General features: G+C 64.3%; 16 protein-coding genes. 7 read left to right on the forward strand and 9 right to left on the reverse strand.

Annotation, left to right across the window (positions count from 1 at the left end):
• Window positions 1–897: 897 nt before the first annotated feature.
• From T5B8_RS18325 to T5B8_RS18335, 3 genes are all read right to left on the reverse strand, one after another.
• Window positions 898–1,866: a D-Ala-D-Ala carboxypeptidase family metallohydrolase gene (locus tag T5B8_RS18325; protein WP_353180788.1), complete on the reverse strand. Its 969-nt coding sequence runs from the start codon at window positions 1,864–1,866 to the stop codon at window positions 898–900.
• Complete coding sequence (locus T5B8_RS18330; RefSeq protein WP_353180789.1) at window positions 1,863–3,689, reverse strand: L,D-transpeptidase family protein; 1,827 nt, start codon at window positions 3,687–3,689, stop codon at window positions 1,863–1,865. Before T5B8_RS18330 ends, T5B8_RS18325 begins: the two co-directional genes overlap by 4 nt.
• A 146-nt stretch (window positions 3,690–3,835) precedes the next feature.
• On the reverse strand, window positions 3,836–4,426 hold the full coding sequence (locus tag T5B8_RS18335) for an LON peptidase substrate-binding domain-containing protein (protein ID WP_353180790.1): 591 nt from the start codon (window positions 4,424–4,426) through the stop codon (window positions 3,836–3,838).
• 132 nt (window positions 4,427–4,558) lie between these two features.
• Here T5B8_RS18335 and T5B8_RS18340 point away from each other — a divergent pair, with 132 nt between their 5' ends.
• From T5B8_RS18340 to T5B8_RS18370, 7 genes are all read left to right on the forward strand, one after another.
• Window positions 4,559–5,017: a PaaI family thioesterase gene (locus T5B8_RS18340; protein ID WP_353180791.1), complete on the forward strand. Its 459-nt coding sequence runs from the start codon at window positions 4,559–4,561 to the stop codon at window positions 5,015–5,017.
• Entirely contained in the window at window positions 5,014–5,469 is a 456-nt protein-coding gene (locus T5B8_RS18345) for a PaaI family thioesterase (RefSeq protein ID WP_353180792.1), read from the forward strand. The genes T5B8_RS18340 and T5B8_RS18345 overlap by 4 nt, the downstream gene beginning before the upstream one ends.
• A 143-nt stretch (window positions 5,470–5,612) precedes the next feature.
• A complete protein-coding gene (gene tesB, locus T5B8_RS18350; protein WP_353180793.1) occupies window positions 5,613–6,503 on the forward strand; it encodes an acyl-CoA thioesterase II in 891 nt (296 codons plus the stop codon).
• A 152-nt stretch (window positions 6,504–6,655) separates the two neighbouring features.
• Window positions 6,656–7,642: a glycerophosphodiester phosphodiesterase gene (glpQ, locus tag T5B8_RS18355; protein WP_353180823.1), complete on the forward strand. Its 987-nt coding sequence runs from the start codon at window positions 6,656–6,658 to the stop codon at window positions 7,640–7,642.
• A 97-nt stretch (window positions 7,643–7,739) separates the two neighbouring features.
• Window positions 7,740–8,900: a YbfB/YjiJ family MFS transporter gene (locus T5B8_RS18360; protein ID WP_353180794.1), complete on the forward strand. Its 1,161-nt coding sequence runs from the start codon at window positions 7,740–7,742 to the stop codon at window positions 8,898–8,900.
• Complete coding sequence (locus T5B8_RS18365; protein ID WP_353180795.1) at window positions 8,897–10,105, forward strand: YbfB/YjiJ family MFS transporter; 1,209 nt, start codon at window positions 8,897–8,899, stop codon at window positions 10,103–10,105. Before T5B8_RS18360 ends, T5B8_RS18365 begins: the two co-directional genes overlap by 4 nt.
• 29 nt (window positions 10,106–10,134) lie before the next feature.
• Window positions 10,135–10,770, forward strand: coding sequence for a LysE family translocator (locus T5B8_RS18370; protein ID WP_353180824.1), 636 nt, complete (start codon window positions 10,135–10,137; stop codon window positions 10,768–10,770).
• On the opposite strand, the gene T5B8_RS18375 is transcribed toward T5B8_RS18370, so the two are convergent.
• The 6 genes from T5B8_RS18375 to T5B8_RS18400 form a co-directional block, all read right to left on the reverse strand.
• Window positions 10,767–11,096 carry a hypothetical protein gene (locus T5B8_RS18375; protein ID WP_353180796.1) on the reverse strand — a complete coding sequence of 110 codons (330 nt, stop codon included), beginning with the start codon at window positions 11,094–11,096 and terminating at the stop codon, window positions 10,767–10,769. The two genes, T5B8_RS18370 and T5B8_RS18375, sit on opposite strands and share 4 nt — an antisense overlap.
• Window positions 11,093–11,416: a hypothetical protein gene (locus tag T5B8_RS18380; RefSeq protein ID WP_353180797.1), complete on the reverse strand. Its 324-nt coding sequence runs from the start codon at window positions 11,414–11,416 to the stop codon at window positions 11,093–11,095. Before T5B8_RS18380 ends, T5B8_RS18375 begins: the two co-directional genes overlap by 4 nt.
• Window positions 11,413–12,789 (reverse strand): WS/DGAT/MGAT family O-acyltransferase, encoded by a 1,377-nt coding sequence (locus tag T5B8_RS18385; protein ID WP_353180798.1) that lies wholly within the window; start codon window positions 12,787–12,789, stop codon window positions 11,413–11,415. The genes T5B8_RS18380 and T5B8_RS18385 overlap by 4 nt, the downstream gene beginning before the upstream one ends.
• A 108-nt stretch (window positions 12,790–12,897) precedes the next feature.
• The gene (locus T5B8_RS18390; protein ID WP_353180799.1) at window positions 12,898–13,275 is read right to left on the reverse strand and encodes a DUF2237 family protein; all 378 of its coding nucleotides are present in this window, start codon (window positions 13,273–13,275) and stop codon (window positions 12,898–12,900) included.
• Window positions 13,272–13,682: a DUF4174 domain-containing protein gene (locus T5B8_RS18395; protein ID WP_353180800.1), complete on the reverse strand. Its 411-nt coding sequence runs from the start codon at window positions 13,680–13,682 to the stop codon at window positions 13,272–13,274. The genes T5B8_RS18390 and T5B8_RS18395 overlap by 4 nt, the downstream gene beginning before the upstream one ends.
• Window positions 13,675–14,481 (reverse strand): phytanoyl-CoA dioxygenase family protein, encoded by an 807-nt coding sequence (locus T5B8_RS18400; protein ID WP_353180801.1) that lies wholly within the window; start codon window positions 14,479–14,481, stop codon window positions 13,675–13,677. Before T5B8_RS18400 ends, T5B8_RS18395 begins: the two co-directional genes overlap by 8 nt.
• Between the last annotated feature and the right edge of the window lie 41 nt (window positions 14,482–14,522).

Genomic DNA, 14,522 nt, shown 5'->3' on the forward strand with positions numbered 1-14,522 from the left:
TGGCTGGTCGGGCTTCGCATCGAGATTTGGGCGCTATTTCAGCAGCGCCTTAGGGTGATCGGTCGTTCCCCGGTTGACGGTCAAGGTAAGCCGTATCCGCTTCTTCATATGCAGCTGGCGCGATAAGCATGTTCCCTGATTTTCCATATCAATAAGCTATTTATACGCAGATTACGCAGATTGATTATTTGGCCGGGATGGGCGATCAACTGTATTGACGCCTTTTGGCTTTGGCGGCGGCGGCCAAATGGAACAGTCCGCAGATCGACGCAGATCACACAGATCAAAGACAAGAAACCGCGGCCGTGTGACGGATATCCCGCGCGCTTACTCATCTGTGTAATCTGCGAAATCTGCGGTTACGGCTTGAAGAACGAAGCCATCGCACGGTCGATTTCCGAAATCCGCAGACATCGTGCTGCGTATGCGGATTGGCTTTAACGGTCGACCTTCGAGAACTGTGTCTTTTTGCCTTATTCGCGTGTCTTCGCGTTCATTTGCGGACAATCCGCTTGCTTGAGATAAGCCAGCTGGGCTCGTAAATAATCAAGTAACTGTTTATCCGCAGATTACGCAGATTACGCCGATTGATTATTTGGCCGGAATGGGCGATCGGGCTGTATTGACGCCTTGGCTTTGGTGGCAGCAGCCAAATGGATCAGTCCGCAGATCGACGCAGATCACACAGATCCAAGACAAGAAACCGCGGCCGTATGGCGCATGTGTTGCCCCCTTACTCATCTGTGTAATCCGCGAAATCTGCGGTTACGCTCGAAGAACGAAGCCATCGTCTTCGCGTTCATTTGCGGACAACCTGCCTGCTTGGGAAAGCCAGCCGGATTTCATCCATCATCAACAAGATTTAAGGCAGGGCAGGGGAAAACGCGTTCCTGGGCGCTACCAGCGAACGCGCACGCCGCGTACGTCGATATGTACGAACGGGCCGTGGCGGGAATTGGCCGGATAAACGCTCATGCCGCCAGCGAGCGTGGGATGTTCGGCGACCACGGTTTCCACCAGATCGGCGAGCCAGCGCGCATCGGCGGTATCGATGGCGCCATCGCCGTTGAGATCGTCCATGCGGCCGTCGCCGTCTGCGTCCACGAAGATATCGGCGGCGCTGCCGAACAGATGCTGACTGTAGACCGTGGTATTGCCGATATCGGCGTTATACCAGGGCGTGCGATAGCCGCTCATGACGGTGATGGTATCGAGCTCGAACCCGGCGTCGGCGAGCGCGGCATGGGTGTGTTCGAGCTTTTCCAGCAGGCGCGGGCGGATCAGCAGGTATTTCGGCCAGTGATCGGGTTGTTGGTGGCACAGGAACTGGCCGAGGGTGAAATGCGCGGATAACGCCACGTCGCGATTGGCGCGGGTGACCTGCACCAGTCCGGCGGGCGGCGCGGAACTGGCCCGCCCGCGCAGTCCGTGGGGCTCGTAATGGCCGATACGATAGCCGTCGAGTTCGGATTGACTGCGATCGTAGGGCTTTTGCACGAAGACGTTGAGCCGGCGCCGGCTCATATCGTCGCGGTTGTAGATCACCAGCGGATAGAGTCCGGGTTCGGTGGGGGCCTGCCAGCGCCATTGGGTCGCCGCCACCTGTTCGGGCACGCCCGCGCCCGAGGTCTGCAGAATCATCGTTGCCTTGTCGGGTCGATCGCGCACGCCGATCGTGATTTGTTGGCCGGGCATGACGAACGCGGCCTGGACCGAGGAATCCAGCGCTTGGCCGTCGACGCGCAGGGTGAACGTCGCCTGGGGGCGTTCACCGACGCTCAGGCTATCGTCGAGTACCAGACGCGCCTGGGCGGCGGGCGTGCACAAGACTGCCAGCAACAGCCACGCTGCGGCGCGACGGCTCAAATCGAGCCGGCGCCAGCGGCCGGGGCATCGTTGGGTGTAGCGCGCTCAACCTGGCGCATGGCGGCTTCCACGCGCGGGTCGTTGTCGTAGAGATCGGCTCTGAAATTCACGCCGGTGTCGTCGACGAAGGCCGTCCAGTAAGCCAGATAGACCGGGATGGATTCATCCAGCTGAACGCGTTGGCGCTCGCCCTCGTGCAGGGCCTTGTCGATACGTGCGGCGTCCCAGTCCGGTTGCTCGGCGAGCACGAACTCCGCGAGCTGATCCGGGTATTGCACGCGCACACAGCCATGGCTGAAATCACGCTCGGTACGCGTGAACAGCTGCTCGGCCGGACTGTCGTGCAAATAGACTGCGTATTCGTTGGGGAACATGAATTTCACCAGGCCCAGCGCATTGCTGCTGCCGCCACGCTGGCGTACGTACAGATCGCCGGCTTCGACCTTGTCGATGTTGGCCGGCGTGTTGGGCAGGACCTCGGCATCCGGGGTGAACTGGGCCACGATCTCGTAGCGCTTTTTATCCAGATAGCCTGAATCCTTGCGCACCTTGGGCACGATTTCATCGGCGGCGATACCGGGCGGTACGTTCCAGTAAGGGCGAAAGACGAGATATTCCATGGCATCGGAAAACACCGGCGTGGCGCGATCCTTGTAGGACTCGCCCACCACGACCCGCATTTCCAGCGCCGGCTGGCCGTCCGAATAGGCGCGTAGACGGTATTCCGGGATATTGACCATCACATAACGTTCGCCCAGATCGGCGGGCAGCCAGCGCCAGCGCTCCAGGTTGATCTCGATCTGGCGCACGCGCTGTTCGGCGGGCACGTTGAGCGCGGCCAACGTGCCAGGGCCGACCTTGCCATCCACCTTGAGCCCGTGGCGGCGCTGGAAATGTTCGACCGCGCTCGCAAGCGACGCGTCATAGCGCGGCGAGCGGGTATCGCCCGCGGTTGCTTCGGATTCGTCCATCGTTTCCAGCGCGGTGACCCCGTCGTCGATGTTGTCGCCCGTGGCGGCGTCCGGGGTGAGATCGCCGCTGGCCTGCAGGCGTTTGCGCAGGGTGGGCACCCGCGAATCGCGTACGCCGGTTTCCAGCAGCGGCCCATCGGGGACCTCGGGCCAGCCGCCGGCATCGACGATCGCGCGGTAGTCGGCCAGCGCCTTGACCAGGCGCGTATAGCCGTCGTGCGGTGGGCGCAGTTCGGTAAGCGCGGCATCGACATCGCCATCACGGGTCGCGCGTTCGAGCGCGCCCGCGTAGTCCACCGCTGGCAGATCCTCGTACCAGCGCGGGCGCAGATCGCCTTCGCCGGTCCGGCCCTGATGCAGATCGACGGCGTAACGCACGAACGCCTGACTCAGGCGGATATCGAGTTCGGCCACGGTGTCGGCGTCCAGTGCGCCCGGGCGGGCATCGGCCCGTTCGATACGCTGGGCCAATGCCTCATAGCCATAGTCGGCGGTGACCAGGCCCTGGCGATCGGCGCGCGAAAGCGCATCGAGCAGGGTCTTGATCTCGGCACGTGCTCGGCCCTGATCATCGAACCAGGCGGCTTCATTGTCGTGGCTTTTATAGTAGCCGGCCACCGCGCTATCGACGGTATCGTCGGACAGATCGTCAAGCGCGTTCGCGATCGCCCGGGCCTGGGCGATCGCGGGGGTGGCGCGCTCGCGCTGGCGATTCTTATCGTCGCTATTATCGCGGCTCGCGCTGGTCGCCGCTGGCGCGGCAGTCGTTGTGGTCGGTTCCGGGGTGCTGCTGCAGCCGGTGGCGGCGAGCACGAAAAAGCCGGCCAAAAGCCAGCGGTTAAAAGTAATCACGGCATATCGGGTTGTCGTTTTGCTGCCCCGATGCTATCGCAGGCGCGTCGTGAACACATCCGTCGGCATACCTAGACGTCACAGCACGCTGCCAACGACTGCGAAGTTGTTGAAAACAGCTGGCCGGTCGGCTGTTTGGTGCCGGATCAGGAACGGGCGTTTTCGATCTCGATCATGGGCCGAATGCGGCGCAGGCGCTCCAGCGGATCGTTGGTGGCCAGCAGGTCGTGTTTGGTCGCCGCATCGAAAGGCAGTAGTTCGGTCAGGCGTGCCGACAGCCAGCTGGCCGAGTCGTAGCTGCGGCTGCCCGCCTCGTAGGGCAGGCCGATTTCCTCGATCAGCGCCGCGGCGATCTGCTTGAGCGGCGAGAATTCGATCGGGCAGGCGCTGTCGGCCTCTTCATCGATGAAATCGATCGTGCCCGACCACAGGCCATTCTCGGCCTGGCGCGTGGACAACACCTCGAAGCGTTGCCGGCCCTTGACCGTGATACCGAGCGCGCCGTCATCGAGGCGGTCGAAATCCACGATCTCCACCAGGGTGCCCACCGCACGCGGGCTGCTGAATTCGTGTTTGTTCTCGGCCGGACGCGCAGCACAGATGCCAAAGCCGGTCGCGGACTCCATGCAGCGCGCGACCATATCCAGATAGCGCGGCTCGAAGATACGCAGCGGCATGATCCCGCCGGGAAACACGACCGTGCTCAGGGGAAACAGCGCGTAATCGGGGTTGTCCATGGGCGCGGGGCCAAAACGTTCGAAAAATGAAGCAGCACATGCCGCTGGGATCATCTTACGCGCTCGTGCGCCGTGACGCCGAAAACGTCCGCGCATGGACAGCCGCCGGGGCGGCGGCTATCGTTTCGTGGCATGTACGAACAACTCGACAAACGCGATCCGGCCATCCGCGCCGAGATCGCGGCCCGCTTCAATGCCCGGATTCCCTATAACCAGGCGATCGGGCTGCGCGTGGCCGATGTCGAAACCGAGCGCGTGGTGACCGCGCTCGATTATCGCGAATGCTTTCTTGGCGACCCGGTCGCGCGGTTGTGGCATACCGCGGTGGGCTTGGCCGCGGCCGACAGCACCTGCGGGCTGGCTGTATTTCTGGCGCTGCCGGGTCTGGAAACCATCGCCACCCTCGATCTGCGCATGGATTATCTGCGGCCCGCGGTAGCCGGTCAGGGGCTGTGGATCGAAGCCGAGTGTTATCACATGACCCGCTGTGTGGGCTTTGTGCGTGCGACCCTGCATCAGGGTGATCGCGAGCGCGCGGTGTCGTTGTGCACGGCGGCGTTCATGCGTACCGGCAAGCAGATCCAGCCATGAGTGGCGCCAGCGAGTCGAATCCGAGACGGAATAGCGAAGATCTCGTGGCCGCGATTCCCTATGCGGCTTATCTGGATCTGCGTATCGAGTACGCCGACGACGGTCAGGCGCGTGTCTATCGCATGCCCTATCGCGATGAACTGATCGGTAGTCAGCGGCTGCCGGCGCTGCATGGTGGCACGGTGGCCAGCCTGCTGGAACTGGCCATGCAGTTGGAGGTGTTGATTGCCGAGTCGCAGACGCGGATTCCCTATCCGGTGGACTTCTCGATCGACTACTGGCGCTCGGCGGCGGCGGTGGACTGTTACTGCCAATGCCGCTTGATTCGTTCGGGCCGGCGTATCGCTCAGGTACAGGCCGAGTGCTGGCAGGATGATCGCGAGCGGCCGATCGCCTTTGCGCGTGCCGATTTTCTGTTGCGTGCGGTCGACGGTGAAAACGCGCCCGAGTAAGCCGTTCTCACGCGGTGCCTGCTTGGCGGAATGGCCGTTTGAATTAGACTAAGGCGCTATACAGCCATCACGGCAGTCCTGCCGTATCGAATTAAAAAGACGAATCGCTGCTGGTCGGCGGTTCGCGAAGGAGCGTGTGCACGATGTCAGGGGATGGACAACGTCTGGTTCAGGATCTGCTCGATCAGCTTGATCTGGAACCACTGGAACAGCGGCTGTTTCGCGGCAGCTCGCGCGATATCGGTGGCAAGAGCGTGTTCGGCGGTCAGGTGGCCGGTCAGGCCATGGTCGCGGCCACACGCACGGTGGACGGGTCGCAGCAGGCCCATTCCATGCACGGCTATTTCCTGCGCCCCGGCGACATGCAGGCAGCGATCGTCTACGAAGTCGATAATATCCGCGATGGCAAGAGCTTTGCCACGCGCCGCGTTCAGGCCATCCAGCACGGCCGGCCGATCTTTTCCATGCTCGCCTCGTTTCATATCGAGGAATCCGGCTATACCCACCAGATGACCATGCCGGACGTGGTCGGCCCGGAAGAACTGGCCAGTCACGACGAGCTGCGCCGCGCCTGGGTGGATTCGCTCGATCGGGTGCCGGAATCCCTGCGCGAAGCTGTCGGGCGCGAGGTCGCCATCGACATGCACGCGGTCAAGCCCTGGAACATGCTCGATCCGGACAAGCGCGAGCCGATTCAGCATGTCTGGTTCAAGGCCAAGGCGCCGCTGCCCGACGATCAGTCCGTGCATCGGGCGGTTCTGACTTATGCCAGCGATTTCAATCTGTTGGCGACATCGCTGTTTCCGCACGGGGTGTCGTTTTTCACCCCGGGTATGCAGATGGCCAGCATCGACCATGCGATTTGGTTTCATCGTGCGTTTCGGGTCGACGAATGGCTGCTCTATGCCATGGACAGCCCCGGCGCCCAGGATTCCCGCGGGCTGTCGCGCGGGTTGATCTTCAATCGCGACGGTCATCTGGTGGCCTCGGTGGCCCAGGAAGGGCTGATTCGTCAGCGCAAGCCGCGCGAGTAACGGCCTCGCCGCGGTTATGAAAATGTCATCGCGGTGAACGACCATGGCAGGGCAGGAATGCGCCTGCGATCCGAAAGAGGCGTGGCATGCGTCGTTACTGGCCCGGGCTCGTTTGCATCGTATCGCTGTGCATGCTGGCGGCGTGGCCAATGATGGCCAGCGCGCATGCGGGCGCCGCTAGCGGCCCGGACCACAGGAATCCGCCCATGAGCACGAATGCCAAGATCGTGATCGCCCATCGCGGGGCTTCGGGTTATCTGCCCGAACATACGCTGCCCGCCTATGCCATGGCCTATGCGCTGGGCGCGGACTATATCGAGCCCGATCTGGTCATGACCGCCGATCAGCACCTGATCTGTCTGCACGATATCCATCTGGAATCCACCACCGATGTCGAGCAACAGTTTCCGCAGCGCGCGCGCGCCGATGGCCGCTGGTATGCGGCGGATTTCACTCTCGCCGAAATTCAGCAGCTCAACGTCACCGAACGCACCAAACCGGACGGTACACGCGTGTTCCCCGAGCGTTTCAAGGCCGATGCCCAGGGCTTCAAGGTGCCCACCTTCGTGTCGCTGGTTGAAATGGTGCAGTCACTCAATCGCGAAACCGGGCGCGATGTGGGGATTTATCCGGAAACCAAGGCGCCGGTGTTTCACGATAACGAAAACCTGCCCATCGAGCGGGTGCTGCTCGACCGCCTGGCCGAATACGGCTATGCCGGGCGCGATGCCAAGGTATTCATTCAGAGCTTCGGTTTCGACAACCTGCGCGAAATGCGCGAAACCATGGGCAGCGATCTGCCCATGATTCAGTTGATCAGTGACGCCCCGGCCTACGACGCGCTGGTCACCCCGGCTGGACTCGATGCCATCGCCCAGTACGCCGACGGTATCGGCCCGGATAAAAAACGTATCGCCGAAAGCGACGGCGCATTGGTCGAACGCGCCCACGCACGCGGGCTGAAGGTGCACCCCTATACATTCCGTGCTGACCAGTTGCCGCCCGGTACGCCGCGTCTGGAAGACGAACTGCGCCAGTATTACTTCGACTACGGTGTCGACGGGCTGTTTACCGACTTTACCGATATCGCCGTCGAAATCGTCCATCCCGATTATCGCGCCCGGATGCACCCGCGGTAGCGTTCGCTGCGGCTGGGCTTCGCCCGCCGACCGGCAGTGCCGCGCCAATTCGTGGCACACTCGCCGCGCCTTGTCGCTGTATTGACCATCCATGCCCATGAGTTCTGCCACCCGCCTCGGCCTGGCCGGCGGTGTTTGTACGCTGCTCGGTATCGGTCTGGCGCGTTTTGCCTATACGCCGCTGATCCCGGCGCTGGTCGAAGCACACTGGTTTTCGTCCCATGCAGCGGCCTATCTGGGCGCGATCAATCTGCTGGGCTATCTCATCGGCGCGGCCACGGCGCATCGCGCGACGTTGATCGTGGGCGTGCGTACGGTGCTGGCCGCCTGTCTTTTGCTCACTGTGGCCAGTCTTTATGCCTGCGCGCTGGACTGGGGCGCGATCTGGTACGGCTTCTGGCGTCTGACCTGTGGCATCACCGGCGCGATGCTGGTGGTCGTGGGCGTACCGGCCGCGTTGTCACGCGTGGACGTGGGCGCACGGGCCTATACCAGTGCTCTCGTATTCACCGGCATCGGCCTGGGCATCATGGCCAGCGGTACGGTCGTGCCGTGGCTGGCCGATGTCGGCGTGGCGCCGACCTGGCTGGCGCTGGGGGGCGTCGCCACGGTACTCGCCGGTTGGGCCTGGTTTGCGGTGTTCGTCAATCTGGCGCCATTGCCGCGCAGTACGTCCCACGGCCATTCGGCTGCGCCGCTGCCGGCGCTGGCATTGTTTCTGGTGATCGCCGCCTATGGCCTGGATGCGGCCGGTTTCGTGCCGCATACATTGTTCTGGGTGGATTACATTGCCCGCGAGCTGGGCGAAGGGCTGAAAACCGGCAGCGGCTATTGGGTGCTCTTCGGCCTGGGGGCGATGTGCGGGCCGGTGGTGGCCGGTTTCATGGCGTCGCGGCTGCGTTTTCGCCCGGCACTTGCGCTGGCGTTGACCATCAAGACGATCGCTGTACTGCTGCCTGTGCTCTCCACGCATGCCATCGCCCTGGGCCTGTCGTCTTTTTTCGTCGGCATGCTGATTCCCGGCGCGGTCACACTCACCTCGGGCGCGATTGCTGCCCTGGTACCGCCCGACCGCCAGCAACAACTCTGGGGCTGGGCCACGTTGAGTTTTGCCCTGGCCCAGGCAGCGGGGGCCTACGGGATGTCCTGGGGCTATGAAGTGCTCGGCAGTTATCGGCCCTTGTTCGCGATTGCGGCGGCCGCACTCGCACTGGCCAGCATCAGCGCCACGGCCGCGGCGTTGCGCCATCCGCGATGAGCACCGAACGCGACATGCCGGGCGGGCTCTGGCGTCTGCCGCTGGCGGGCGCGGTCGCGCTGTTGTTGGGCGTGGGCTTTGGTCGCTATGTCTTCACGCCCTTGATCACGCCGCTCGTCGAGGCCGGCTGGTTCAGTGCCGAGCAGACCGCCCGCCTGGGCGCGATCAATCTGCTGGGCTATCTCGCGGGTGCCGCGGGGGCCAATCGTTACGCCCACTGGCTTGGCCCGCGGCGGGCGATCGCCAGCTGTCTGATCGCGCTGGTCGCAAGCCTGGCCGCCTGTGCCTGGCCCTGGGGCATGATCGGTTACGGGTTCTGGCGGCTGCTTGCGGGCATGGCCGCGGCCACGCTCACGATCGTGGTGACGCCAGCGATCATGGCGCGTATGCCCGAAGCGCGCCGCCCGGGCGCCTCGGCCACGATCTTCACCGGCATCGGTGTCGGCACCATGGGCGTCAGTCTGATCGTGCCGTGGCTGGCCGGCTTCGGCGTGGGCGCGACCTGGCTGGCGACCGCCGGCATTGGCGCCGTGCTCGCCGGCGTGAGCTGGTTGGGCGTGTGGCGCTATCTGCCAAGCGAAGCACCGGCCGATACGCCACGGCAACCGACATCGCGCACGCCCGCCACGCCCTGGGCCGTCATCGCCCTGGTGATCGTGGCCTATGGCCTGAGTTCGGCCGGCTATGTGCCGCATTCTTTGTACTGGGTGGACTATATTGCGCGTGAACTCGGGCGCGGTCTGGACACCGGCAATCGCTACTGGCTGGTGCTGGGCATCGGCGGGGTGATTGGCCCGGCGCTGGCCGGGGCGGCCGCACGGCGGCTGGGCTTCGACACGGCGCTTGTGCTCGCTTTCGTATTGATGACGCTGGCCACGGCTCTGCCGCTGTTATTTGTCGGCGTCGCCGGGCTGGGTATCTCGTCGCTTGTCGTGGGCGCGATGGTGCCGGCCATCATCACGCTCACCGCCGGCACGGTGCATGCGCTGGCGCCCGCGCCGCGTCAGCGCCAGATCTGGGGCTGGGCTACGCTATCCTTTGCCGCGACCCAGGCGGTCGGCGGTTTTGCCATGGCCCGGCTGTATGCCGTGGCCGGCACCTATACCGTGCCGATCGCTGCCGGGGCGGCCATTCTGCTCGTGGCGACCGGCTGTTCGCTGGCCGGCGCGATCGGCGCGCACAGGCGCCGGTCTGACGGGGAATGACAACGATGACCGAATTCGAGATGACCACCCTGTTTTCCTATTCCGTGGCCCACTGGGCGGCGTTCTTTACCGCGGCGCTATTGCTCAATCTCACGCCGGGCCCGGACATGGCCTATGTGCTGGCGCATTCGCTGCGCCGTGGTCGGCGCGCGGGCTTCGTGGCGATGGGCGGTGTCTGGACCGGGGCTTTCGTACATGTGGTGCTGGCGGCACTGGGCCTGTCGGCCGTGCTGGCCAGCTCGGCTGCGGCGTTTGCGCTGGTCAAGTATCTCGGCGCGGCATATCTGGTCTGGCTGGGCATTCAGGCCTGGCGGGCCAGCGGCGAGGCGATGCCACAGACGCCCGTCGCGGCCGTGTCGGCACGTGCGACCTTTGGCCGCGGCGTGCTGGTGGCCGCGCTCAACCCGAAGGTGGCCATGTTCTTTCTGGCGTTTCTGCCGCAGTTCGTGGTGCCGGGCGCTGGCCCGGTGGCGGCCCAGCTTTTTCTGCACGGTTGCCTGATTATCGTCGTGGCCGCATTCGTCGAGCCGCCGATGGTGTGGTTCGCGGCGACGTTCGCGCAGCGTCTGCGTAGCAACGTGCGCGTGCAGCGCTGGCTCGACCGCGCCCTGGGTTCGTTGTTCATCGCGCTCGGGGCACGCCTGGCAGTGGCCTCGCGGACCTAGCTCTTGGGCTTGCGGATACGCGGGCGAAAGCCGGCGGGCTTGTCGGCCAGCCAGTCGACGAACTGGGCGATATCCGGATGGGCGAGCAGGGCGGCCCGCGAGTTGTAGCGTTCGGCGAGTTCCTTTTCGCCCAGCACCGCGTGGACGTGGCTATGACAGGGCCGGCAGACATGCAGGATCGCGCCCAGGCGTTGTTCGCGGTCGAAGCGCTTGCGAATACGCTTGAGCCGATGGGTACGCCGCGGAATCAGGTGATGGCGGGTGGTACGCACGCCGGCCCGCCCGCATAGCGCGCAGCGGGCGCTGGCATCGTCGGTTATGGTCATGGGCCAGGGCGCTGGCGGTAGGCACGCACCAGCCGCACAAGCGTATACAGGATATGCGCCAGCCACAGTACGGCGCCGGTCGGCAGTGTGGCCAGCGTCAGCCAGCCGAATACGCCCGCGCTGGAAAGCGTGTTGCCGATATCCATGCCCCAGAGCGGGCAGGGATGTGGGCCGGCTTCGTTGACCGTACAACCCAGTGCCGCGCCCAGCTGGCCGGCGGCCACGGACACGAGCATCGGCCCGATCGCGAGCAGCACGATCGCCAGTTGCACGGCCAGAAAACGGCCGATCGCGTGCCAGCGCGGCCTGGCGGGGGTCACGTTTGGTGATCGCCGAGCCCGGCCTCGAGGTCGTCCAGGGCGTCGGTCAGGTACTGGAGCATATGCTGCATGCTCGGCAGCGAACGGCGACAGGCCAGCAAGCCGAACTCGAGCGAGTCGCGATAGCTGGCCAGGCTGATATTGAGCGCCTGACCGTCGAGCACGATCGACACCGGATACATGCCCTCGAGTTTTGCATCGCCGTAGTAGAGCGTTTCACTCGGGCCGGGCACGTTGGAAATCACCACATTGAAGGCCTGGCGGCGCGGGGCGATACCGGTGAGCAGATTCATGCCGGCCGGTGCGGCCAGCGCGGCGGTAAAGCCCATGATCTGCTGGCTGGTCATGGTCTTGTAACGGCGTTTCCAGTGCTCGACCGAATGCTGAATGGCAGCCAGGCGTTCTACCGGATCGACCACATCGGTGGCCAGGCTGGCGAAGATCATGGCGACCTTGTTGCCCGTGCCGCTGTCGGCGGTATGCAGGGAAACCGGCAACATCGCCACCAGCGGATCATCAGGCAGCGCATCCTGGCCAAGCAGGTATTCGCGCAACGCACTGGCACACATCGCCAGAACGATGTCGTTGACCGTCGCATCGTAATGCTTGGCCAGTGTCTTGATACGGCTCAACGAATACGACTGGGCTGCAAACCGCCGCGAGCCGCTGATGCGCCGGTTGAGCATGCACATCGGCGCCTGTTTGAAGGCGGTGAAATCCGGTTCTTCGCGGGCCTGCTGCCAGGCCGAGAACACCTGCTGGCCGACCCGCGGCATGGCGGCGAGCTGGCGCGAGGTGGCCGCCGCGGCTTTCCAGGCGCCATGCCAGGGCGCCGCGCCGCCACGCTGCGATTGATCGCGCTCGCGTTCGGGCAGTTGCCAGGGCACGCGCAGCCCGCCGGGCGTGGGCGCATCGTTGAGCGAGCGGCGCATCACGCGCATCGCACTAATGCCGTCCATCAGCGAGTGATGAAACTTCGTATACACGGCAAACCGGTTATCGGTGACGCCCTCGATGACATAGGTCTCCCACATCGGCCGCGAGCGATCGAGCAGCGCGCCGTGCAGCATGGAGACCAGCGCCAGCAGATCGCGGATCGCCCCCGGCGCGGGCAGGGCCAGATGGCGGACGTGGTATTCCAGGTCGAAGCCGTCGTCGTCGACCCAGAACGGCTGGCCGAAGCGGTATTTCAGGCGGCGATCGAAGGGCGGCTGCACATCGGTAAAGCTGCGCGCCTTCTCCACGATCTCGCGAACGTATTTGGGGCCGGCATCGTCGGGCATGGAGAACAGCTGCAAGCCGCCGACATGCATGGGCTGGTGGCGCCCTTCCAGACGCAGAAAAATCTGATCGACGGGGTTAAGCAACTGCATGGCGTCTCCGGATACGCGGGCGCCTTGCCGAACGACACGCCCAAACTCCCGAGACTAGCGCCTGCACCATGGCTGCGCATAGTCCCCGTCATAGTGCGACGACGAAAATCAGGACAGATCGATGGCGTGGGCTTTGAGTGCGGCCAGATCGACGATCTCCAGTGCCGCTTCGTCGGTCGCGGTCAGTGCCACACGCGGGGCCACGCCGGCCTCGAGTGCCTCGGCCCAGCGCGCGGCACACAAGCACCAGCGATCGCCGGCCTTGAGGCCGGGAAAGTCGAATTCGGGCCGCGGTGTGGATAGATCGTTACCGCGGCTGGCCGAGAATTCGAGAAACGCGTCGGTGAGTACGGCACAAATCACGTGGCGGCCGATATCCGCGCTGCCGGTTCGACAGTAGCCATCGCGATAGAAACCGGTGGTCGGTGCCTCACAGCAGCCGGCCAATGGCTCGCCGAGGACGTTGCGTGCGGGTATCGATGTCATTGTTGCTGCTGCATTTCCTGTTGGCGCATGGGCATGCTGTCTATGGCGTCGAAGAAGGCATGAATATCGAGCGACTCGCCCTGGCGTGCCTTCACGCCGCCGTCCTTGCCGACCAGCACGGCTTCGAAGCCGCCGGTCTGGTGCAGGCCAGTGATCGAGGCGCGTTCGATCGGCTGCGACAGATTGCTGTGCAGCGCGTCGGGGCTGACCACGAACCAGGCGATATCGCGCTCGGCGATACCGACCGTATTGGACAGTTCGTCGGCTGTTTCCTGGCCGGCGGTATCGGTGGGCGTGAATACCGCGATCACGCGGTAATCCCAGCGCAGATCGTCGAGCGTGGCCGCGCCCGCGCTGCCGGCGCCGATGAGCGTGGAGAACAGGCTGGCGAGTAGCAATCTACGCATGGGCAGGGGCTCTTGCGATGACGGGTTGAAGTCGCGCCGAGCGCGTATCGGGCATCGGCGCGTTGTCCGATCCATAGTAGGTGGTCACCATCGAAAGCTTGCGCTCGTCGGTGGTATTGGCCCCGGCGGCATGAAACAGGCCGGCATCGAAGAACAGCACATCGCCGGGCGCGAGTTCGGCGTTGATCGCCGACGCGATGAGCGACCGGTTGTCGGCCCGGTCTTCACGCAGGAACTGGGCGTCGTCGAGCCGGTCGGCCGCGAAATCCAGGTGCTGGGTGCCCGGCAACAGGCGCATGCAGCCGTTGGCCGGTGTTTCCTCGCCGAGTGCGAGCCAGGCATTGACCAGCCGCGGCGTTTCGAACGCCCAGTAGCGCAGGTCGCGATGCCAGGCCGTGGCAGTGGAATAGCGCGGCGACTTGGTCATTACGCAATTGTGGTGATTGCGGCTCAGATAGACGGTATCGCTGGCCAGCAATTGCGCCACGATCGCGGTCAGGCGCGTGTCGGTCGCCCAGTCGGCAAACACTGCGTCGCGATCATAGGCCTGGCGCAGCCGGCGCGGCGTATCACCGCCCTCGGCTGAGCGGCTGGCGGGCGCGCCGGGATAGGCGACATCGGCTTCATATTCAATCGGCGCGATCTGGGCAGCCACGTGTTCCTCGGTGACCCGGCGCAGTTCGTTGACGCGCTCGGCGGGGGCCAGACCACGCATGATCAGATAGCCGTCGCTTTCGAAAAGCGTGCGCTGGGCCGGCGTGAGAGCCGGTTGTAGCGAGGCGTCGATCGTCGTGTACATGCGCATTGGCTTAAACTTGCGGCCTACCGTGCCATACGCAA

Origin of the sequence: Salinisphaera sp. T5B8, assembly GCF_040361255.1 — a bacterium.
Lineage (GTDB): Bacteria > Pseudomonadota > Gammaproteobacteria > Nevskiales > Salinisphaeraceae > Salinisphaera.

What these genes read in the sequence shown, in the direction of transcription:
- T5B8_RS18390 (WP_353180799.1), bottom strand. Translation starts at nt 13,275, where the DNA reads ATGACATCGATACCCGCACGCAACGTCCTCGGCGAGCCATTGGCCGGC.
- glpQ (WP_353180823.1), top strand. Translation starts at nt 6,656, where the DNA reads ATGGCCAGCGCGCATGCGGGCGCCGCTAGCGGCCCGGACCACAGGAAT.
- T5B8_RS18365 (WP_353180795.1), top strand. Translation starts at nt 8,897, where the DNA reads ATGAGCACCGAACGCGACATGCCGGGCGGGCTCTGGCGTCTGCCGCTG.
- T5B8_RS18400 (WP_353180801.1), bottom strand. Translation starts at nt 14,481, where the DNA reads ATGTACACGACGATCGACGCCTCGCTACAACCGGCTCTCACGCCGGCC.
- T5B8_RS18385 (WP_353180798.1), bottom strand. Translation starts at nt 12,789, where the DNA reads ATGCAGTTGCTTAACCCCGTCGATCAGATTTTTCTGCGTCTGGAAGGG.
- T5B8_RS18340 (WP_353180791.1), top strand. Translation starts at nt 4,559, where the DNA reads ATGTACGAACAACTCGACAAACGCGATCCGGCCATCCGCGCCGAGATC.
- T5B8_RS18345 (WP_353180792.1), top strand. Translation starts at nt 5,014, where the DNA reads ATGAGTGGCGCCAGCGAGTCGAATCCGAGACGGAATAGCGAAGATCTC.
- T5B8_RS18395 (WP_353180800.1), bottom strand. Translation starts at nt 13,682, where the DNA reads ATGCGTAGATTGCTACTCGCCAGCCTGTTCTCCACGCTCATCGGCGCC.
- T5B8_RS18375 (WP_353180796.1), bottom strand. Translation starts at nt 11,096, where the DNA reads ATGACCATAACCGACGATGCCAGCGCCCGCTGCGCGCTATGCGGGCGG.
- T5B8_RS18360 (WP_353180794.1), top strand. Translation starts at nt 7,740, where the DNA reads ATGAGTTCTGCCACCCGCCTCGGCCTGGCCGGCGGTGTTTGTACGCTG.
- tesB (WP_353180793.1), top strand. Translation starts at nt 5,613, where the DNA reads ATGTCAGGGGATGGACAACGTCTGGTTCAGGATCTGCTCGATCAGCTT.
- T5B8_RS18335 (WP_353180790.1), bottom strand. Translation starts at nt 4,426, where the DNA reads ATGGACAACCCCGATTACGCGCTGTTTCCCCTGAGCACGGTCGTGTTT.